Source organism: Nonomuraea sp. NPDC050328 (genome assembly GCF_044459405.1).
GTDB lineage: Bacteria > Actinomycetota > Actinomycetes > Streptosporangiales > Streptosporangiaceae > Nonomuraea.
On record NZ_JBITIW010000003.1, the window covers coordinates 807,451 to 827,924 of the forward strand.

Consider the following 20,474-nt stretch of genomic DNA (forward strand, 5'->3'; position numbering starts at 1 on the left):
CGGTCGAGGGCCCGGATCCGGCGTGTCAGCGCCTACCGGGCCCGACTTATGCAGGCCTTCAGATCGGATGGTACGCCGCTTGACCGTGGTTAACCATGCTCAACCTTGGTAGTGCGTGCGTATCCGCAGGTCAGCATGGTTGCATACGTTTGGATCATGTCGATCGAGTGGCGGGCAAATGCGCCGAAGTGGCAGCAGGTGGCCGAGGTATTGAAGGCGCGAATTGCCGACGGCACCTACCCGCCCGACAGCCAGCTCCCGTCGCAGCATGAGCTGGTTACCGAGTTCGAGATCGCACCCAACACCGCCCAGAAGGTGTTGACGAGATTGCGCGAAGAGGGCGCGGCCTACTCGGTGCGGGGCATCGGCACCTTCGTGGCGCCGCCTTCGGAGTAGCCGGCGGACCGGTGCGAGTGACGTCGCACCGGCCACGCCGTGATCACTGCACTACCCCGCCCTATGGGTACCCATGCCTGCCCCTGGGTACAGCCGCCGACGGGCCCCGGACCATGATCACCTACGCTGCGGACGTGTTCGATTTCCGCGATGACCTGCCCAGGTGGGAGCAGATCGTCCGCGTCGTACGGCGACGCATCGAGTCCGGCGAGTGGCCGCCCGGCCGGCTCATCTCCGAGCGCGCCATCCAGGAAGAGTTCGGCGTCGCCGGCAACACCTCGCGCAAGGCGATCAAGGCGCTGCGCGAGGCTGGCCTGATCTACACCCGGCCGAACCTGGGATCTTTCGTGGGCCCCGAGCCTGCCGACGAAGACGCCTAACGGGCGTCCGCTTCTCTCGCACGCCCCTTGCACTAATTCGTGACCTGCGGCGATGCCTCGCCCCCACAAGATCGGCGATAGCCCGTATAACAGTCGCCGATACAGGTGGGGGCCTACCTGCATATAGTGAGGCCACGACACAGGTGTGTGTGCGATAAGAGCTGCTTAAGCCGGTGATCGTCCCGGGCCCGTCCGGCTGACGGACGGCTTATCCGCCCTGCTCGGGACGTGGTCCTCCGCCGGAAATCCGGGGGCACGGACTTCGCGTCAGCGGCGTCGCAACCTGCTGAACCAGCCGCGGACCCTCGCCTGGTTCCTCGGGTCGCGAGCCGCCCGCTTCACCTGCTCCACCTGCCGGCGGCCCTGGGGGCTCTGGAGATATCTGCGCAAACGATCCATCAGCTTCATACGCACCCCCTACCCGGGAGGCGTCGGCTCAGGCCCAGTACTCGTCCCGGAGCAGCCGCTTGTAGAGCTTGCCGGTGGGATGGCGCGGCAGTTCGTCCCGGAAGTCGATGGATTTGGGGCACTTGTAGTGCGCCAGCTTCGACCGGCAGTACTCGATCAGTTCGGCCTCCAGCGCCGGCCCCGCCTGGTCCGGGTCCACCGGCTGGACGACCGCCTTGACCTGCTCGCCCATCTCCTCGTCCGGGATGCCGAAGACGGCCACGTCGGCGACGAGGGGGTGGACGGCGAGCACGTTCTCGGCCTCCTGCGGGTAGATGTTCACCCCACCGGAGATGATCATGTAGCTGCGCCGGTCGGTGAGGTAGAGGAAGCCTTCCTCGTCCAGGTAGCCGATGTCGCCGAGCGTCGTCCACCCGCGTCCCCGGGGGTCCTGGGCGGCGCGCGTCTTGTCCGGGTCGCCGTGGTACTCGAAGCGGGGCCCGTCGGCGAAGAAGACGGTGCCGTGGGTGCGCGGGGGCACGTCGTTGCCGTCCTCGTCGAGGATGTGCACCTTGCCGAGCAACGCGCGGCCGACCGTGCCGGGGTGGGCGAGCCAGTCGGCCGGGCTGACGTACAGGAAGCCGTTGCCCTCGGTGCCGGCGTAGTACTCGTGCACGATCGGGCCCCACCAGTCGAGCATCTGCTGCTTGACCGGCACCGGGCAGGGCGCGGCGGCGTGCACGGCGCACTGCAGCGAGGACAGGTCGTACTTGGCCCGCCGCTCCTCCGGCAGCTTGAGCATCTTGATGAACATGGTCGGCACGAGCTGGCTGTGCGTGGCCCGGTAGCGCTCCACGGCGGCGAGGTAGGCCTCCGGCTCGAACTTCTCCATGACCACGACGGTGGCCCCGAGCTTCTGGAAGGCCATGCAGTACCGCAGCGGGGCGGCGTGGTAGAGCGGCGCCGGCGAGAGGTAGACGCTGTCGGCCGAGGGCGCGAACAGAAACTGGATGAGCTGCAGGAGCACCCCGGGCTCGCTCATCTCGGCCCGTGAGAGGGCGGGTTTGACGCCCTTCGGCCGCCCGGTGGTCCCGGAGGAGTAGAGCATGTCCGCGCCCTGGCACTCGTCCGGGATCGGCATGGCCGGCTGGGCGGCGACCGCCTCCTCGTAGGAGGAGTAGCCCTCGGCCACCCCGTCGATCATGAGCCGGAGCTCGACCTCGGGCACGGCGGCGGCGACCTCGGCCAGGTCCGCCGAGGTGATGAAGGCACGGGCCTCGCAGTTCTCGACGATGTAGGCCAGTTCCTCGGCCTGGAGGCGGGGGCTGATCGCGGTGTAGTACAGGCCCGACCGGTGCGCCGCCCAGGCGATCACCAGGAAGAGCGGGTGGTTGCCGAGCATGAAGGCGATGTGGTCGCCCGGTTTGAGGCCGTTGGCGCGGAAGAGCTGGGCCAGCCGGTTGGACTCCTCGTCCAGCCGGCGGTAGGTGACGACCTCGCCGGAACCCGCCAGGATCACAGCGGGCTTGTCGGGGGTCACGGCTGCGATGGCTCCGGGGTACATGACCGAACAGTATTCTGTTAGGGCCGGATCACGTAAGTGGTTCCGGTGCTCGCGCGCAGCCACGCCCGCTCGAAGGCGGCCCGCGGATAGACCGCGCGCACGCCGGAGGCGGCCGGGTCGTTCACGATCACCTTGCCGTTCCGGGTGAAGCCGGTGACGACCATGAGGTGCCCCTCGCTGCCGTAGCCGAGCTCGTCCCGGGTGAAGGCGAGCGAGACGACCGGCGGGACGCCCTGCACGATCAGCCGCTCCAGCGCGGCCAGCGAGGTGAAGCGCTCGACCCGCGCGTCGAGCCCGAACCGGCCGGCGTAGGCGGTGTTGAACGCCCAGTTCCCGGTCCCCCGGTAGCCGCGGTCGTAGGTATGCCGGGCCGCGTGGTCGACCCGGGGGTCGGGGTCGCCGGCCGCCACCCAGGCGAGCTCGGCGGGCGGCGGGCCCTTGCGCCAGTAGTGCAGCACCATCGCGGTCGCGGTCGGGCTGCACCAGCCGCGGCCGCCGTGCCCGGCGTGGGCGAGTTGCGACTTGCGCGGCACCGCCAGCTCCCGCCCCCACGCCTGGCCGCCGCGCTCCGCCGACGCCACCCCGCGCGCCGAGGCCACCGCGCCCAGCGTCCTGACCACCGGCTGTACGGCGGAGCCGTACGGCCTGCTCAGCGTGACGCGCAACCGGTAGGAGGTGACCGGCCGGCGGGCGCTGAACACGTCGGCCCGGACCCGGCCGTGCGCGTCGGACTGGCCCGCCACGGTGGTGCGCGGCCCGTGATAGGACCAGCGGCCCAGGACGTACCACCGCGAGCCGGGCACCTTCAGCTCCACCCGCAGCCGCGTACCGGGCGGGGTGTCGGCGGTCCAGGACGGCACGATCTCGTCGGCGGCGAACGGCAACCGGCGCTCGGGCCCGGTCCAGACGGCCTCCTCGCGCTCGCCGCGCCGGACGAAAACGCCGGGCGAGACGATTTCCTCGCTTTGCTGAACAGCACGCGCCACAGGCGGTTGCGGCATCATCAGGAGCCACACCGCCAGCATTGTTCTCATGAAGCACAGATACGGCGAAGCCGTGATCCCTAAACGGGATCACGGCTTCGGCGTTGTTTCCGGTCAGGCGTGGTAGACGTCCTTGAAACCGGAGTGGTCGGTCTTCGGCTCGAACGGGTTGCCGCGGCTCACATCGACGGTGATGTGGGCGGCGTTCTTACCGGAGAAGGAGTACTCCTTCGGGTGCTTGCCGCAGTTCTTGAAGGACTTGTGGTAGGTCGAGCCGTCGAGCCCGACGACCTTGAAGGTCTCCCACGCACAGCCGTACTTGCCCCACCACTTCTTGTTGTGGAGAGTGCTGTGCACGACGAAGGGGTAGGTGGTCTTCTTCACCCACACCGGCACCTTGACCAGGCGCCAGACCTTCTTGCAGTAGAGCTTCCCGTCCTTCTTCTTGCAGACGAGGACCTTCTTCCACTTCTTCTTGTAGACCTTGTACTTGTCGACGACCTTGTCCACCTTGACGATTCCTTCTGCGGTGGACTTGCCGCTGGGCGATGAGTACGGACCCCATTTGGCCTCGACGGGGTACGTGCTCGAGGGCGCCGCGCTCGCCGCGACAGGCGCGCCCACGGCTACCGCGGTGGCAGCCGCGACGCCGATCATGATTCGTGAAACGAATCGCATGGCTGGTGTTCTCCTCGGGACGAGGTATTTGTCAAAGCAATTCCTATGCCCCGAGGATTGCAGCACGCTTTCCATTCACTTAACACGGATGATCACGCTGAAGTCCCGCCGCAGGTAAGGCAGCTTATCCAAGTGCCTACCTGAAAGAAAGCTGAAATTCGGCCCTATTCGGCGGCGATCACCGCGCCGGCGTACTTCTGCGCGATGAAGTCCTTGACCTCCTTGCTGCGCAGGAGCTCGCCGAGCTTGACGACCGCGGCGTCCTTCTCGTGGCCGGTCTGCACGACCAGGCCGTTGACGTAGGGGTTGGCCTCGGTCTTCTCCAGGACCAGCGCGTCGGAGCCCGGCTTGAGGCCGCCCTCGATCGCGTAGTTGCCGTTGATCACCGCGGCGTCGACGTCCTCCAGCGAGCGCGGCAGCTGGGCGGCCTCGATCGGCTTGAAGGTGAGCTGCTTGGGGTTGTCGGTGACGTCCCGCTCGGTGGCGGCGGTGCCTACGCCGTCCTTGAGCTTGATGACGCCGTTGTCGGCGAGCAGCTTGAGCGCGCGGCCCTGGTTGGTGGCGTCGCTCGGCACGGCCACGGTGGCTCCACTGGCCAGCGCGTTCACGTCGGTGATCTTCTTGGAGTACAGGCCGAGCGGCTCCAGGTGCACCGGGGTGACGAAGGACAGCTTGGTGCCCTTGGAGGCGTTGAAGTCGTCCAGGTAGGGCTTGTGCTGGAAGAAGTTGGCGCCGAGCTGGCCCTCGTCGAGCTGCACGTTCGGCTGCACGTAGTCGCCGAACTCCACGATCTCCAGGTTCAGGCCGGCCTTGGCGGCCAGGTTGTCCTTGACGAAGGTCAGGATCTCGGCGTGCGGCACCGGCGAGGCGCCGACCTTCAGCACGGCCGCCGGGCTGGCGCCGTCCTTGGCCGCGGCCGGCGTCGTCTCGGGCTGTGACGAGCCGCATGCGGTGAGCAACAGGGCAAGAGCGGCAGCGCCTACGATGGCGGGGATCTTCATGAGATTTCCTTACTTGTGGCTCAGGCGGCGGGCGACCCGGTCGCCCGCGCTCTGGATCAGTTGAACGATGATGATGAGGACGACCACCGTGGCGATCATCACGCCGGTCTCGAAGCGCTCATACCCGTAGCGTTTGGCCAGGTCACCCAGGCCGCCGCCGCCGATCGTGCCGGCCATCGCCGAGTAGCCGATCAGCGCGACGACGGTGACCGTCAGCCCCGCGACCAGGCCGGGCAGCGCCTCGGGCAGCAGCACCCTGGCGATGATCCGGCCCCGGCTCGCGCCCATCGCCTGCGCCGCCTGCACCACGTCCCGGCCGACCTCGCGCAGCGCGGTCTCGACGAGCCTGGCGAAGAACGGCGCGGCGCCCACGGTCAGCGGCACGACCATGGCCGCGGTGCCGAGCGTGGTCCCGACCACCAGCCGGGTGAACGGGATGAGCGCGATCATGAGCACGATGAACGGGAGCGAGCGCCCCACGTTGACGACCAGCCCGAGGACGCCCTTGAGCGCCGGCATCGGGCGCAGCCCGTCGCGGTCGAGAGCCACCAGGCTGATGCCCAGCGGCAGCCCGATGAGCACGGTGAAGAGCGTGGCCCAGCCGACCATCAGGGCGGTGTTGCCGGTCTCCTCGGCCAGCAGCGGCATCAGCTCATCCCAGGTCATGCGGCCACCTCCACCAGCAGCCCGCGCTCGCGCAGGTAGGTGAGGGCACTCTCGCGCTCCTCGCCGGCCAGCTCGATGCGCAGCCGGCCCACCGAACCGGCGGCCAGCTCCTCGATCGCGCCGCCGAGGATGTTCACGTCCACGTCGTACTTGCGCACGACCGCGGAGATGACCGGCTCCTCGGGGTCGCCGGTGAAGGTCACGGTGACCTCGCCCGGGCGGGCGGCGGGCAGGGGGAAGATCTCCCTGGTCAGCCGCGAGCCGGGGGTGCGGAGCAGGCTCGCGATGGTGCCCTGCTCCAGGATGCGGCCGTCGGCCATGATGGCGGCGGAGTCGCAGATGCTCTTGACGACGTTCATCTCGTGGGTGATCAGCAGGATGGTCAGCCCCAGCTCGTGGTTGAGCGAGCGGAGCAGCTCCAGGATCGACTCGGTGGTGGCCGGGTCGAGCGCCGAGGTGGCCTCGTCCGACAGCAGCACCTCCGGCCGGCCGGCCAGCGCGCGAGCGATGCCCACCCGCTGCTTCTGCCCGCCGGACAACTGGCGCGGATGGTCCTTGCCTCGCCCGCCGAGCCCGACCAGCTCCAGCAGGTCGGCCACGCGGCGCTCGCGCTCGGCCCTGGGCACCCCCATGACCTCCAGCGGGAAGGCCACGTTGCCCGCGACCGTGCGGGAGCTGAGCAGCGCGAAGTGCTGGTGGACCATGCCGATGCGCTGCCGGGCGCGGTTGAGCTCGCGCTCGCCGAGGCCGGTCAGGTCCTGGCCGGCGACGGTGACCGTACCGGCGTCAGGCCGCTCCAGCAGGTTGACGCAGCGCAGCAGCGTCGACTTGCCCGCGCCGCTCTGGCCGAGCACACCGAAGATCTCGCCCTGGCGCACGTGCAGGTCGACGCCGTCGAGCGCGACGGCCGAGCCGTACGACTTGCGCAGGCCGGAAGCCTGGATCACGAAATTTCCCCACGTGAGTTGGATGGAACGTCAACAGAGCCGCAGCCGGTACGGCTACCGCGTACCCGGGGGAAAGGGCAGGTGGGTCAGGCGACGCAGCACGAAGCTGGGAGGAATCACGGTTCGTCAGAACTTTCGCGGAGAACGGATGGGGCGGGTCAGCGGGCCGGTCGGCAGCACATCAGGCCGCCGGTGGCGCGCATGCTCGGCATTCGCCCCATACGCATGACGCGACACATGAGGTCGCCGTGGGCGCTCATGGTTTTCGCGTATGCCTCGTTCACGCTCGTGCTAACAGTCCCTTTACCTGCCGCTATTCCGGACATCTGGTGTGATCTGCCTCACCGTGTCCGGCCGGGTGGCACCCAGCCCGGCCACCACGACCGTGGTGAGCAACACGTAGCCGCCCGCGAGCAGCAGCGGCGCGGAGAAGGCGCCGGTGCTCTGCCGCAGCCAGCCGATCACGGGCGGGCCGGCGATGGCGGCGAGGTGGGCCAGCGAGTTGACCAGCGCGATGCCCGCCGCCGCGGCCCGGCCGGACAGGAACTCGGTGGGCAGGCTGTAGGTGATCGGCACGGCGGCGAACTTGCCCATCGCGGCGAGCACCAGCCCGGCCAGGACCAGCAACGGCGCCGAGGCCAGTCCGGCGAGCGCGAAACCGGCGGCGCTGAGCAGGCAGGCGGCCAGCAGGTGCCCGGCCCGGTCGCCGGTCCGGTCGGAGTGCGCGCCCCAGGCCAGCATGGCCAGGACGGCGAAGCCGTACGGGATGGCGCAGATCAGGCCGATCCCGGTCTCCCCCGCGTGCGGCCAGAGCTGCTCGACCATCTGCGGGAGGAAGAGGCTGAGCAGGTAGGCGCCGAAGACGCTGCCGCTGGAGACGAAGGCGATGGCCAGCACCCGCCGGTTGAGCAGGCCGGCGCGGGCCGGGCGCTCCGGCGGGGTCTCCCGCGCGAGGTCCGCCAGCAGTTCGGCGCGCTCGGCCTCGGTCAGCCAGCGGGCCTGGGCGGGCCGGTCGGGCAGCACGAACCAGACCGCCACGCCGAGGACGACCGCCGGGAGCGCCTCGACCACGAACATCGCCTGCCAGCTCACCTGCTCCACCAGCCAGCCGGACACCGGGTTGGCGATCAGGAAGGAGACCGGGATGCCGGCCATCAGCATCGCGATCAGCCGGGCGCGCTCGCGCTGCGGGAACCAGTAGGAGAAGTAGAGGATGACGCCCGGGAAGAAGCCGGCCTCGGCCATGCCGAGCAGGAAGCGCACCACGTAGAGCTGCTCGGGGGTGGACACCAGGGCGGTCGCGCCGGACAGCAGGCCCCAGGTGACCATGATCCGGGCGATCCACCGGCGGGCGCCGACGCGGTGCAGGACGAGGTTGCTGGGGATCTCGCAGAGCGCGTAGCCGACGAAGAACGCGCCCGCGGCCAGGCCGAAGCCGGCCGGGTCCAGGCCGATCTCCTCGCCCATGCGGAGCTGGGCCATGCCGATGTTGGTGCGGTCGATGTAGCAGATGACGTAGGAGGCGATCACCAGCGGCAGGAGGCGGCGGCGGACCTTGCGGAGGAGTGGTGTGGTCACGGTGCGTGACGATACCCTCGCGCGCTGTGGATCATTCGCGGTACTCCGTGGGACGGCTGAGTCGCATGTTCTGACATGTCGCACAATGGAGGGCATGTCTTACCCGCCGCCACCTCCGCCCGGCCACCCCAACGGCCCCCGTCAACCAGGGCAGGTCCCCGGCGGTCCCCCTCCTCCCCCACCCGGTTACGGCCCGCCCCAGGGCGCTCCCGGCCAGCCCCCGCCACCTCCCGGCTACGGCCCCGGCCCTGGTCCCGCTCAGGGCCCCGGTCCTTACGGTCCCGGCCCTGCTCACGGCCCCGGCCCTGCTCACGGCCCCGGTCCTGCTCACGGCCCCGGTCCTGCTCACGGTCCCGGTCCTGTTTACGGTCCCGGCCCTCAGGGCGGCCCGGGTTACGGACAGCCACCCGGACCGGGCGGACCCCCCGGGTACGGCCAGCCCCCCGGCTACACCCAGCCGCCCCCTCCCCCGCGCAAGAGCAACGGCCTGGTCATCGGCCTGATCATCGGCTTCGCCGTGGTCCTGCTCGGCGGCGGCGGGGTGGTCGCCCTGATCTACGCCCTCGACGACAAGCCGTCCACCACCGTGGTGGCCCACCCCGAGGCCACCAAGATCCCCACCGAGCCCGCCACCGAGCCCGCCCCCGAGGAGACCACCCCCGAGCCGAGCCCGGAGGAGAGCACCACCCCTGCCGAGGAGCCCTCGGAGACCCCGAGCACCACCACCCAGGGCAAGCCGCTCACCGTCGAGGAGTTCGGCGCCGACTGGAACTTCCGCCTGGGCGAGACCGCCTTCCAGGCCGAACGCGTCGGCGGCTGGCGGCACGACACCTGCGGACCCCTGGACGGCAAGAACAAGCCGCTGTCCAAGAACGACTGCGACCACGGCGTCCTGATGGCCTACTCCGGCTACGGCGGCAAGATCAAGGCGAACGTCGTCCTGCTCGCCTTCCCCGACGAGGAGCAGGCCAAGGCCGCCCTCAAGGGCATCGCGGTCGACTCCAACACCACGATCCGCTGGCGGATGGACCTGCTGCACAAGGACTTCGCCTACGGCAAGATCCGCTACAACAGCACCGGCCGCTACGTCGTCGCCACCGTCGTCACCGGCGCGCAGGCGGAGAAGACCCGCGCCGAGCGCTTCCACCGCTACCTGCAGACCGACTTCGAAGGCGTCTTCGTCTTCCGCGGCTAGCGGCCGGCCGCCAGACATGACGCTGCCCCGCCGTACCTGATCGGGTACGGCGGGGCAGCGGTGCGGCGGGCCTGACCGGCGGCGCCGCGGCGCGGCCGGTCAGGCCGCGGCGGGGGCGGCCACCTTCGCCGAGGTGAGCGCGATCTCCAGCACCTCGCGCACGTCGCTGACCGCGTGGATGGTGAGCTGGTCGCGCACCTCCTGGGGCACGTCGTCCAGGTCGGGCTCGTTACGCGCCGGGATGAGCACCGTGGTGATGCCCGCCCGGTGCGCCGCCAGCAGCTTCTGCTTGACGCCGCCGATCGGCAGGACCCGCCCGGTGAGCGAGATCTCGCCGGTCATCGCCACGTCCGGGCGGACCTGGCGGCCCGACAGGAGCGAGGCGAGCGCGGTGGTCAGCGTGACACCCGCCGAGGGGCCGTCCTTGGGCACGGCGCCCGCGGGGAAGTGCACGTGGACCGCGCGGTCCTTGAACGAGCCGACCGGCAGCTCCAGCTCCGCGCCGTGGGAGCGCAGGTAGCTGAGCGCGATCCGCGCCGACTCCTTCATGACGTCGCCGAGCTGACCGGTCAGGGTCAGGCCGGTGTCGCCGGTCTCGGGGTCGGCCAGCGAGGCCTCGACGTACAGGACGTCGCCGCCCGCGCCGGTGACCGCCAGGCCGGTGGCCACACCGGGCACGCTGGTGCGCTGCTTGGACTCGGGCAGGGAGGACTCGGGCACGAACCGGGGCCGGCCGAGGTAGTCGACGAGCGACTCGGCGGTCACGGTGACGGGCACCTCGTCCTTGGCGGCGACCTTGCGGATCACCCGGCCGACCGCCCGCTCCAGGGAGCGCACGCCCGCCTCGCGGGTGTACTCGGCGGCCAGGCGGCGCAGCGAGGCGTCCTCGAAGGTGATCTCCTCGGGCTCGAAACCGGCCTGCTTGAGCTGCTTGGGCAGCAGGTGGTCGCGGGCGATGGAGACCTTCTCGTCCTCGGTGTAGCCGTCGAGGGTGACGATCTCCATGCGGTCGAGCAGCGGCCCGGGGATGGCCTCCAGGACGTTGGCGGTCGCCAGGAAGAGCACGTCGGACAGGTCGAGCTCGACCTCGAGGTAGTGGTCGCGGAAGGTGTGGTTCTGGGCCGGGTCGAGGACCTCCAGCAGGGCGGCGGTGGGGTCGCCCCGGTAGTCGGCGCCGACCTTGTCGATCTCGTCGAGCAGCACGACCGGGTTCATCGAGCCCGCCTCGCGGATGGCACGGACGATGCGGCCGGACTGCGCGCCGACGTAGGTACGGCGGTGCCCGCGGATCTCGGCCTCGTCGCGGACGCCGCCGAGGGCGACGCGGACGAACTTGCGGCCCATGGCCCGCGCGACCGACTCGCCGAGCGAGGTCTTGCCCACTCCGGGCGGGCCGGCGAGGGCGAGGACGGCGCCGCTGCGCCGGCCGCCGACGACGCCGAGGCCCTTGTCCTGGCGGCGCTTGCGCACGGCCAGGTGCTCGATGATGCGGTCCTTCACGTCGTCGAGCCCGGTGTGGTCGGCGTCGAGCACGGCCCGCGCGCCGGAGATGTCGTAGGTGTCCTCGGAACGCTCGTTCCAGGGGATGTCGAGCACGGTGTCGAGCCAGGTGCGGATCCAGCCGGTCTCGGGCGACTGGTCGGAGGTGCGCTCGAGCTTGTCGACCTCCTTGAGCGCGGCCTCGCGCACCTTCTCGGGCAGGTCCGCGGCCTCGACGCGGGCGCGGTAGTCCTCCTCCTCGGTGCCGTCGGTGTCGCCGTTGAGCTCCTTGAGCTCCTTGCGGACCGCGGCGAGCTGCTGGCGGAGCAGGAACTCGCGCTGCTGCTTCTCCATGCCCTCCTGGACGTCCTTGCGGATCGTCTCGGCCACGTCGAGCTCGGCGAGGTGCTCGCGCGCCCACTCGACCAGCCGCGCCAGGCGGTCGCCCGGCTCGGGGGTCTCCAGCAGCTCGACCTTGCGCTCGGTGCTCAGCCACGGGGCGTAGCCGGCCGTGTCGGCGAGCACGGCGCCGTCGTCGATCTGGTTCACCTGGTCGACGACCTGCCACGCGCCGCGCTTCTGCAGGATCGTGGTGGTCAGCGCCTTGTACTCCTTGACCACCTCGGGGTCGGCGGTCCTGGTCGCCTCCAGGACGTGCGCCTCCACCCACAGGGCCGCGCCGGGGCCCGTGGTGCCCTGGCCCACGCGGGCCCGGCTGACGCCGCGCACCACCGCCGCGGGCTCGCCTCCGGGCAGGCGGCCGACCTGCTCGACCACCGCCTGCACGCCGACCGCTCCATACCGGCCGTCGATCCGGGGAACGAGCAGAACCCTGGGCTTGTTGCCACCGGATGCCTGGGCGGCGTCGATGGCCGCACGCACCTCGGAGTCGGACAGGTCCAGCGGAACCACCATGCCCGGGAGGACGACCTCGTCGTCGAGCGGCAGCACCGGCAGGATCAAGCTCTCACTCATCTGAACTCCAAAGGGTTGAGTTATACGGGCTCAACTTAGAGGAGTCGAGGGTTGTTCCCGAAGCTGAGTGAGTTCGCTGTGAGCGAATGTAATCAGGTAATCGGCCAGATTGGGATGCTACTTTCGAGGGACGCGGGTTACGCCGTCGTCTCCTACGCTGGCAGGGTGCTCGCCGACCTCGTACGGCCGTTCACGCTGGCGCTGGTCAAGGGTTCCGCCGATCCCGCGCCCGCGCGGCCGGCCTTCACCGTCACCACCCCCCGCTGGCTCGGCCTGCTGCCGGTGCACCGTCTCCACCTGGCCTTCCTGGCCGACTTCGTGATCGCCTGGGTGGTCTTCGGCACCGCGCTCAACATGATGATCTCCGAGCACGACCGGCGACCGCTGGACGCCGGGATCGGCATGATCTACCTCACCGCGATCTCCACGGCGCTGCCCATCGTGCTGCGCCACCGCTGGCCGCTGGCCGCCTGGCGGATCCTCCTGCTGGGCACCCTGTCCACCGTCGTCGTCCCGCTGGAGCTGCACCGCTTCGCGCAGCCGGTCTTCCTGCCCGGCGTGGGAGTGGCGGCCGTGATGTGCCTCTACTCGGTCGCGGTGCGGTGCGAGCGCCAGATCACCCTGGCCGTCTGGGTCGTCTCGATCGTGTTCATGTGGAGCGTCGACCAGCACGCCTACACCCTCGGCGCCGGCGGCATCGGGCTCACCGTGGCCGCCCTGTTCGGCTACAACGTGCGCACCCGGCGCAGCGCCACCGAGAAGCTCGCCGAGGAGGAGGAACGCACCCGGCTGGCCGAAGGCGCGCAGGCCGCGCTGGCCGAACGGGCGCGCATCGCGCGCGAACTGCACGACGTGGTGGCCCACCACATGTCGGTGATCGCCATCCAGGCCGAGGCCGTGCCCCTGCGCGCCCAGGGCGACGCCGCCCAGCTCGAATCCGGCATGGCCGACATCCGGGGCCTGTCGCTGGAGGCCATCGCCGAGCTGCGGCGGGTGCTCGGCGTCCTGCGCGATCCCGAGGGGCGTACCGAGACGGCTCCCCAGCCCGGGCTGGACCGGGTGGGCGAGCTCGTCGCCAACGCCCGGACGGCCGGGCTGACCGTGGCCCTCACCTGGTCGGGATCCGCCGACGGGGTGCCGCAGGCGGTGCAGTTGACGGCCTACCGGATCGTGCAGGAGTCGCTCAGCAACGTCATGCGGCACGCGCCCGGCTCGCCGGTGGCGGTGGCCGTCGTGCGTGAGCCCGCCGAGGTCCGGGTCTGCGTGGTCAACGCCGCGCCGCGGGTCGTCCCGCCCCCGGTGGGCGGGGCGGGGCAGGGGCTGGCGGGGATGCGCGAGCGGGTCGCACTGGTCGGCGGTACGCTCACCACCGGCCCGACACCGGAAGGCGGCTTCTCGGTGGAGGCCCGGCTACCGGTGGAACCGGCGTGACATGGGACGGGGTGCGGCGGCACCTGCTCAACCGGGGAGTTCGACGTGATCCGGATGCTGCTCGCTGCCGGAGGGACAACGTGATCAGAGTGCTGATCGCCGCTGAGGAGACGCCGTGATCCGAGTGCTGACCACGGCCGAGGAGACGCCGTGATCCGAGTGCTGATCACGGCTGAGGAGACCACATGCTCAGGGTGCTGATGGCCGCCGAGGGGACCACATGATCCGGGTACTGATCGCCGACGATCAGGGCATGGTCCGCACCGGGTTCACCACCTTCCTGGACACCCAGCCGGACATCCGCGTGGTCGGCGAGGCCGCCGACGGCCGCGAGGCGGTCGACCAGGCCGCCGCCCTCCAACCCGACGTGGTCCTGATGGACGTGCGCATGCCCCACATGGACGGCCTGGAAGCCACCCGGCAGATCTCCGCGCACCCCGACATCTCCGCCAAGATCCTCATCCTGACCACGTTCGACCTCGACGACTACGTCTACGAGGCCCTGCGCGCCGGAGCCAGCGGCTTCCTGCTCAAGGACGCCTCCGCCGCCCAGCTCGCCGAGGCGGTGCGCGTGGTCGCGGGCGGCGACGCCCTGCTCGCGCCCGTGGTCACCAAGCGCCTCATCCACGAGTTCGCCCGGCTCGGCGGCCCGCGCGCCCCCACCCGCCGCCGCCTGGCCGAGCTGACCGAGCGGGAGACCGAGGTGCTCGTGCTGGTCTCGCGCGGGCGCTCCAACCAGGAGATCGCCGCCGAGCTGATCCTGTCCGAGCAGACGGTCAAGACGCATGTCGGACGGGTGCTGATGAAGCTCGGCCTCCGCGACCGCGCCCAGGCAATCGTCTACGCCTACGAAACCGGCCTGATCCGCCCCGGCGAGTAACCCCCTCTTCCCCACCGCGCCTGCCGTACCGCCAGTCACGGCGCCAGGCTCCCCCTTCAACAGTGCTCCCCTTTCACGGGGAGAAGGCGGAACCGACCCGAGCCACCGCCACCTTTCCTTGCGCGGAAGGCGGCTTGCCCCTCCGGCGAGCACCGGTCGACCGGCTTACAAGCCCCATCCCCTTCCCGGTCCCCTTTCCCGGGCCCCCTTCGTGGGAGGGCGCGGGACGACCTAGCCCGGCGAGCAATCCTCGCCCTCCCTCTGTCCAGCCGCCCCTGTGTCTCGCCCCTCAGCCCCGCCCCCTCAGCCCCGCCCCCTCAGTCCCGCCCTCCCTCTGCCTCGTCCCCCTTTGGAGGGAGGCCGCGGCTTCACCCGGCGGCGGGACGCGGACTACAGACGCCGATTTCTAGCGTCACAGCATGTTCAAGCCGCTGACCTTGACTACCGCGCTCCTGCTGGCCCTCTCCGCCCACCCCTCACCGAGCCCGCCCGAACGGCTAGTGCGCGTGTACGGCGAGCTGGAAACCGCCACCCGAATCGCAGTGATCGTGCCCGGCTCGGACACCCGGGTGGCCACCTTCGAGCAGGCCACCCACCGCCCCGGCGGCGCCGCCCGGGCCCTGCTCGCCGAGGCCGGCGCGCTGTCACCCGGGGTACGGCTGGCGGTCGTGGCATGGCTGGGCTACGACAGCCCGGCCACCTTCAGCACCGACGTCCTGACCGACACAGCGGCCCGGCGCGGCGGGACCGCATTGCGCACCTACCTGCGCAGCCTGCCCCAGGTGCCGATCACGCTGGTGTGCCACAGCTACGGCTCGGTGGTCTGCGCACAGGGCGCACCGGGCGCGCGGGTGGACGAACTGGCCGTGATAGGCAGCCCCGGCCTGGGCGACCCACCCGGCGCCCTCCCCCGATTGTGGGCCGGACGCGGACTGAACGACTGGGTCCGCTTCGTCCCAGGCGTGCGACTCGGACCGCTCGGATTCGGCACCGACCCGATGCACACCGGCCACGTCTTCGAGACCGGCCCGGGCGGGCACAGCGACTACTTCAACTCAGGCACCCCCTCACTGCGCAACCTCGCCCTCATCACCTTGGGCCGAACTGCCGAGGTGAGCCGTGGCTGACCTCAGCACTCTGAGCCCATTTGGCGAGGCGAGTCGCAGCGCACCAAGCCCAACAGACAAGGCGAGCCGTGACGACCGCACCTCCCCGAACCCACCCGGCGATCTGAACCAGAGCGACCGCACCGCCCCCAACCCGACAAGCGAGGCGAGCCGCAGTCACCACATCGCGCGCGGCCGGACAAGCGAGGTGAGCCGTGGGTGACCTCGCTGCAGCGGTGCGGCGGTTGGATCGCGCGACCCCGCCCAGCCGCGACCGAGGGATCGACGCTCTGCGGGCGCTGGCGATCGGCGGGGTGGTGCTGGGGCACTGGCTGGTGACCGCGTGGGAGCCCGGGCCACGGATCTCCAGCCCGCTCGTGCACCTGCCACACCTCGCCCCGGCGTCCTGGGTGCTGCAGACGCTGGCCGTCTTCTTCCTGGTCGGCGGGTATGTGGCCGCGCTGGGGGTGCGCGAGCCGTACCGCACGTGGGTGGGCGGGCGGCTACGGCGGCTGCTAGGGCCGGTGGTGCCGCTGGTGGTGTGCTGGGCGGTGGTGGCGGCGTTCATGCCCTGGCCGACGCTGGAGGCCCTGGGGAAGCCGGCGCTGGGGCCGTTGTGGTTCCTGGGCGTCTTCGTACTGCTGACCTCGGCCACTCCCCTGCTGATGCGAGTACGGCACGGCGTCCCCGTGATGGTCGCGGTGGTGGCCGTGGTCGATCTGGCCAGGTTCGGGCTGGACGCGCCCGCATGGGTGGGCTGGCTGAACGCCGGGGCGGCCTGGCTGGTGCCGTACTTGCTGGGCCTGTCCTGGGCCCGCGGGACGGTCCGCCCGAGCATGGCCTGGTGGCTGCTCGGCGGCGGCGCCGCGGTGACGGCGGTTCTGGTCGGCTGGGCAGGCTATCCGGCGAGCATGGTCGGCGTGCCCGGCGCGGACGTGTCCAACCTCAGCCCGCCCACCCTGGCCTCGGTGAGCTTCGGCCTGGCCCAGGCCGGGCTGGCGATGCTGGCGCGCGAACCACTGGGCCGGCTCATGCGACGAACGCGGGTGTGGGCGGTCGTGGCGCTGGTCAACCTGAACGCGATGCGGATCTTCCTCTGGCACCAGACGGTACTCGTCGCGCTGGTGGTCTGCGCCGCCGTCCTGTACGGCAGGCCCGACGGTCTCGGCTGGCTGGGGCTGAACCACAGGCCCGACGACCCGGGCCGGCAAGGGCGGGACGGGCCCGACGATCTGGGCCAAGGACAGGGCGGGCCTGACGTTCCGGGCCGGGAAGTACAGGGCGGGCCCGCTGCTCCGGGCCGGGAGGGGTTGCACGGCAGGTCCGGCGAGCTGGGCCGGGTAGAGCGGGACAGGTCCGACGAGTTGGGCGGGAACGGGTTGCATGGCGGGCCCGATGATCTCGGGCGGGTGGGGCATGGCGGGCCCGACGAGCTGGGGCGGGAGGGGTTGGATGGCGGGCCCGAGAGTCCAGGTCGAGTGGGGTACGGCGGGCCGGACGAGCTGGGCTGGGTGGGGTTGCTCGGGAGGCCCGATGATCTCGGGTGGGTGGCCGGGCGGCTGGTGTGGGTGCCGGTGCTGGTCTTGGCGCTCGTCGCGACGGCAGGTTTAATGACATGGTGTCGTCAACAGTTTGACGAACGGCTCCGTCGTTTGTGACACTTCGTCATATAACCACTCGCGCCCCCATGGAGCCAGCCGTGACCGCCTTCTCCGAGATTCTCAAGACCGCGACCTGGGGCGACCACGAGTCGGCCGAGGACGAGAGCTACCTCAAGGAGCTGATGGGGGGCCGGCTGTCGGAGCAGGAGTACGGCGAGATGGTGGCGCAGCACTACTTCGCCTACGTCGCCCTCGACGGCGCCTCCAGGGCACTGGCCGACCACCCGGTCGCGGGCCGCTTCGTCTTCCCGGAGCTGTATCGGGAGGCGGCGCTGGAGCGTGACCTGGAGACGATCTACGGCGCCGGGTGGCGGGAGCGCATCGCGCCCTCCAAGGCCACGCGCACCCTGGTGGCCCGCATCGAGCAGGTCGCCGACTGGCCCGGCGGGTACATCGCCCACCACTACACCCGGTACATGGGCGACCTGTCCGGCGGCCAGTTCATCCGCATGGAGCTGCAGAAGATCTACGGCTACACCAAGGGCGGCGGGGTGGACTTCTACTTCTTCGACGAGGTCGGCAGCCTGCCGCGGTTCAAGAACGACTACCGCGCCCGGCTGGACGCGCTGGAGCCGTCCGAGGCCGAGCAGCGGCGGATCATCGCCGAGGTGAAGCTGGCCTACCAGCTCAACACCGAGGTACTGGCCGAGCTGCTGCACGTGGTCAAGGCAGCGGCCTAGACTGGTCAAATGCCCCGGATCACCGCCGCGACGATCGGCGAGCACCGCGCCCAGACGCGCGATCGCATCCTGCAGGCGGTCTCGCGGCTGTCGCGTGTCCAGGGCATCGACGCGATCTCGATGACCGACGTCGCCTCCGAGGCCGGCATCACCCGCACGGTGCTGTACAACTACTACCCCGACAAGGCCGCGCTGCTGCTGGCCTTCACCGAGCGGGTGACCCACTACTTCATCGAGAGCTTCGAGCGCGAGCTGCCCGCCGACGCCTCGCCCGCCGAGCGGCTGCGGGCGTTCGTGCGGCTCCAGCTCGCGGGGCTGCTGGCCCATCCTCACCCCGGTGCCGCCGACCTGTCGGCCACCCTGGGGCCCGACGCCTACCAGCAGCTCGCCGAGCATGTCGCGCCCATGCAGGCCATCCTGGTGGGCATCATCGCCGACGGGGTGGAGTCGGGTGACTTCCACGCGCCGGACGTGGCAGCGACCGCCCGGATGGTGCTGGCGGTGATCGGGGCCGAGCGGGTGCCGCTGATCAGCGGGACCATCGCCCTGGAGGACGCCTCGGCCATGGTCACCGGCTTCGTCCTGCGCGCCTTGGCCGCCTGACATCGTCATCTAGGGTCGTTGGCTCGCCCCTGCTTGCCGGGGCGCCTGACACCGCCCACTTAGGGTCGTTGGCCCCGCCGTGCGTGCCTCGGGCTCCGTGGCACAGACCCTCATGGCCTTGTCGGGCTCGTCCAGCGTGCCTGATCACCTGGCACCGCCGCCCGCGGTCGCCGGGCTCTTTCTCTGCCCGGCTGCCTGATGTGGGTGATCGTGGTCGCCCAGGTCACTCTGCGCTCCCGGCCATGTGGCGGCGGGATCATGTGCTGGCTTCGTGAGCGGGGTCTGGCCGCGTGGTGGCGGGATCTGGTCGGCGGGTTCGTCTTGGCAGTCGTGGCTGTCTGGCGGGGGCGATCCCTGCGGGGATCTTGTCGGGGGCCGGTGACAAGATGGGCGTCATGTCTTTTGCCCAGGTGCACCTGAAGACCGCGCGTGGCCGCTGGATCCTGGCCGCCACCGTGCTGGGCTCGGGGCTGACGATGCTCGACTCCACCGTGGTCAACGTGGCGCTGCCGTTCCTGGGCCGGGACCTGAAAACTGACATGTCGGGCCTGCAGTGGTCGGTCAACGCCTACACCCTCACCCTGGCCGGCCTGATTCTGCTGGGTGGTGGTCTCGGCGACCGGTACGGCAGGCGGAAGATCTTCCTGATCGGCACGGTCTGGTTCGCGCTGGCGTCGCTGATGTGCGGCCTCGCGCCCAACATCGAGGTGCTGATCGCGGCCCGCGCGCTCCAAGGCGTGGGCGGCGCGCTGCTGACGCCGGGGTCGCTGGCGATCATCCAGGCGTCCTTCTGCCGGGACGACCGGCCCCGGGCGGTGGGCGCGTGGTCGGGTCTGGGCGGTGTGGCCAGCGCGATCGGGCCGCTGGTGGGCGGCTGGCTGGTGCAGGGGCCGGGCTGGCGGTGGGCGTTCCTGATCAACCTGCCGTTCGCGGCGCTGGTGGTGCTCGTGACCCTGCGGCACGTGCCGGAGACCCGCGACGAGCAGTCCACGGGCAAGTTCGACGTGGCCGGGTCGGCGCTGGCCGCCCTGGCGCTGGCGGGGGTGACCTACGGGCTGATCGACCTCGGCACCCCGCTGCCGCTGATCGCCGGCATCGTGCTCGGCGTGGCGTTCGTGGCGCTGGAGATCCGCCGCTCCCCCGACGCGCTGGTGCCGGTCGGGTTGTTCAAGAACCACGTCTTCACCGCGGTGAACGTGGTGACCCTGATCATGTACGGCGCGATGGGCGTCGCCTTCTTCCTGCTGGGCCTGCAGCTCCAGGTGGTGTCGCAGTTCGGGCCGATCGCGGCCGGATCGGCGCTGCTGCCGGTGACGCTGCTGATGATGGTGCTCTCCGCTCCCGCGGGTGAGCTGGCCAAACGCATCGGGCCGCGGTGGCCGATGACGCTGGGCATCCTGGTGGCCGGGCTGGGGTTCCTCTGGATGGCCTCGATCGGCGAGGGCTCCGACTACTGGTTGCAGGTGCTGCCCGCGGTGAGCCTGTTCGGGCTGGGGCTGTCGGCGGCGGTCGCGCCGTTGACCGCGACCGTGCTGGCCACCGCCGACGAGCGGTACGCCGGGACGGCCAGCGGCATCAACAACGCGGTGGCCCGCACCGGCAGCCTGCTCCTCGTTGCCGCGCTGCCGCCCATGGTGGGGCTGGTGGGCACGGCCTTCGATCAGCCGGCGGTGTTCGACGTGGGCTATCGGCTGGCGATGTTGATCAGCGCCGGGTTGATGGGGGTGTCGGCGTTGATCACCTTCCTGACCATCCGCACCAACGTCCTGCGGGATCCCCAGAACTGACCCATCGCAGCGGCGGCCTCCGGGATCCTCGGACCTGACCTCGCCGGCCGCTCCAACGTTCCGCCCGGTCCCCGAACCTGAACGCACCCTCCGCGGC

Annotated in this window: 18 protein-coding genes; 10 read left to right on the plus strand and 8 right to left on the minus strand. The window is 70.7% G+C overall.

From position 1 onward, the window contains the following. The first annotated feature begins 156 nt into the window (after positions 1 to 156). Both ACIBG7_RS15340 and ACIBG7_RS15345 read left to right on the plus strand, forming a co-directional pair. Entirely contained in the window at positions 157 to 396 is a 240-nt protein-coding gene (locus ACIBG7_RS15340) for a GntR family transcriptional regulator (protein ID WP_397336591.1), read from the plus strand. A 134-nt stretch (positions 397 to 530) separates the two neighbouring features. Continuing rightward, positions 531 to 776 (plus strand): winged helix-turn-helix domain-containing protein, encoded by a 246-nt coding sequence (locus tag ACIBG7_RS15345; protein ID WP_397336593.1) that lies wholly within the window; start codon positions 531 to 533, stop codon positions 774 to 776. Positions 777 to 1,212: 436 nt separating this feature from the next. On the opposite strand, the gene ACIBG7_RS15350 is transcribed toward ACIBG7_RS15345, so the two are convergent. The 7 genes from ACIBG7_RS15350 to ACIBG7_RS15380 all read right to left on the minus strand — a co-directional run bounded on the left by ACIBG7_RS15350 (position 1,213) and on the right by ACIBG7_RS15380 (position 8,580). Next, entirely contained in the window at positions 1,213 to 2,727 is a 1,515-nt protein-coding gene (locus ACIBG7_RS15350) for an acyl-CoA synthetase (protein WP_397336594.1), read from the minus strand. Between the two features lie 17 nt (positions 2,728 to 2,744). Beyond that, entirely contained in the window at positions 2,745 to 3,761 is a 1,017-nt protein-coding gene (locus tag ACIBG7_RS15355; RefSeq protein ID WP_397336595.1) for a C39 family peptidase, read from the minus strand. Between the two features lie 63 nt (positions 3,762 to 3,824). After that, a complete protein-coding gene (locus tag ACIBG7_RS15360) occupies positions 3,825 to 4,388 on the minus strand; it encodes a hypothetical protein (RefSeq protein WP_357931204.1) in 564 nt (187 codons plus the stop codon). Positions 4,389 to 4,552: 164 nt separating this feature from the next. Continuing rightward, entirely contained in the window at positions 4,553 to 5,389 is an 837-nt protein-coding gene (locus ACIBG7_RS15365; RefSeq protein ID WP_357931207.1) for a MetQ/NlpA family ABC transporter substrate-binding protein, read from the minus strand. Between the two features lie 9 nt (positions 5,390 to 5,398). Continuing rightward, positions 5,399 to 6,055, minus strand: a complete 657-nt coding sequence (locus tag ACIBG7_RS15370; RefSeq protein ID WP_357931209.1) for a methionine ABC transporter permease — start codon at positions 6,053 to 6,055, stop codon at positions 5,399 to 5,401. Continuing rightward, complete coding sequence (locus tag ACIBG7_RS15375; RefSeq protein ID WP_357931212.1) at positions 6,052 to 7,002, minus strand: ATP-binding cassette domain-containing protein; 951 nt, start codon at positions 7,000 to 7,002, stop codon at positions 6,052 to 6,054. The genes ACIBG7_RS15370 and ACIBG7_RS15375 overlap by 4 nt, the downstream gene beginning before the upstream one ends. Positions 7,003 to 7,305: 303 nt before the next feature. Continuing rightward, entirely contained in the window at positions 7,306 to 8,580 is a 1,275-nt protein-coding gene (locus ACIBG7_RS15380; RefSeq protein WP_397336596.1) for an MFS transporter, read from the minus strand. A 517-nt stretch (positions 8,581 to 9,097) separates the two neighbouring features. Here ACIBG7_RS15380 and ACIBG7_RS15385 point away from each other — a divergent pair. After that, positions 9,098 to 9,775: a hypothetical protein gene (locus ACIBG7_RS15385; RefSeq protein WP_397336597.1), complete on the plus strand. Its 678-nt coding sequence runs from the start codon at positions 9,098 to 9,100 to the stop codon at positions 9,773 to 9,775. Between the two features lie 99 nt (positions 9,776 to 9,874). On the opposite strand, the gene lon is transcribed toward ACIBG7_RS15385, so the two are convergent. Continuing rightward, positions 9,875 to 12,229 carry an endopeptidase La gene (lon, locus tag ACIBG7_RS15390; protein ID WP_357931220.1) on the minus strand — a complete coding sequence of 785 codons (2,355 nt, stop codon included), beginning with the start codon at positions 12,227 to 12,229 and terminating at the stop codon, positions 9,875 to 9,877. A 165-nt stretch (positions 12,230 to 12,394) separates the two neighbouring features. On the opposite strand from lon, the gene ACIBG7_RS15395 reads away from it, so the two are divergent. The 7 genes from ACIBG7_RS15395 (at position 12,395) to ACIBG7_RS15425 (ending at position 20,377) form a co-directional block, all read left to right on the plus strand. Next, a complete protein-coding gene (locus ACIBG7_RS15395; protein WP_397336598.1) occupies positions 12,395 to 13,660 on the plus strand; it encodes a sensor histidine kinase in 1,266 nt (421 codons plus the stop codon). A gap of 220 nt (positions 13,661 to 13,880) precedes the next feature. Continuing rightward, positions 13,881 to 14,540, plus strand: a complete 660-nt coding sequence (locus ACIBG7_RS15400) for a response regulator transcription factor (RefSeq protein ID WP_357931224.1) — start codon at positions 13,881 to 13,883, stop codon at positions 14,538 to 14,540. Between the two features lie 419 nt (positions 14,541 to 14,959). After that, positions 14,960 to 15,667, plus strand: coding sequence for an alpha/beta hydrolase (locus ACIBG7_RS15405; RefSeq protein ID WP_397336599.1), 708 nt, complete (start codon positions 14,960 to 14,962; stop codon positions 15,665 to 15,667). Between the two features lie 194 nt (positions 15,668 to 15,861). Further along, positions 15,862 to 17,304, plus strand: coding sequence for an acyltransferase (locus ACIBG7_RS15410; RefSeq protein ID WP_397336600.1), 1,443 nt, complete (start codon positions 15,862 to 15,864; stop codon positions 17,302 to 17,304). A gap of 29 nt (positions 17,305 to 17,333) precedes the next feature. Further along, the gene (locus ACIBG7_RS15415) at positions 17,334 to 17,987 is read left to right on the plus strand and encodes a biliverdin-producing heme oxygenase (protein WP_357931231.1); all 654 of its coding nucleotides are present in this window, start codon (positions 17,334 to 17,336) and stop codon (positions 17,985 to 17,987) included. 9 nt (positions 17,988 to 17,996) lie between these two features. Beyond that, the gene (locus ACIBG7_RS15420; protein WP_397336601.1) at positions 17,997 to 18,590 is read left to right on the plus strand and encodes a TetR/AcrR family transcriptional regulator; all 594 of its coding nucleotides are present in this window, start codon (positions 17,997 to 17,999) and stop codon (positions 18,588 to 18,590) included. A gap of 395 nt (positions 18,591 to 18,985) precedes the next feature. Beyond that, positions 18,986 to 20,377: an MFS transporter gene (locus ACIBG7_RS15425; protein ID WP_397336602.1), complete on the plus strand. Its 1,392-nt coding sequence runs from the start codon at positions 18,986 to 18,988 to the stop codon at positions 20,375 to 20,377. Positions 20,378 to 20,474: the final 97 nt, after the last annotated feature.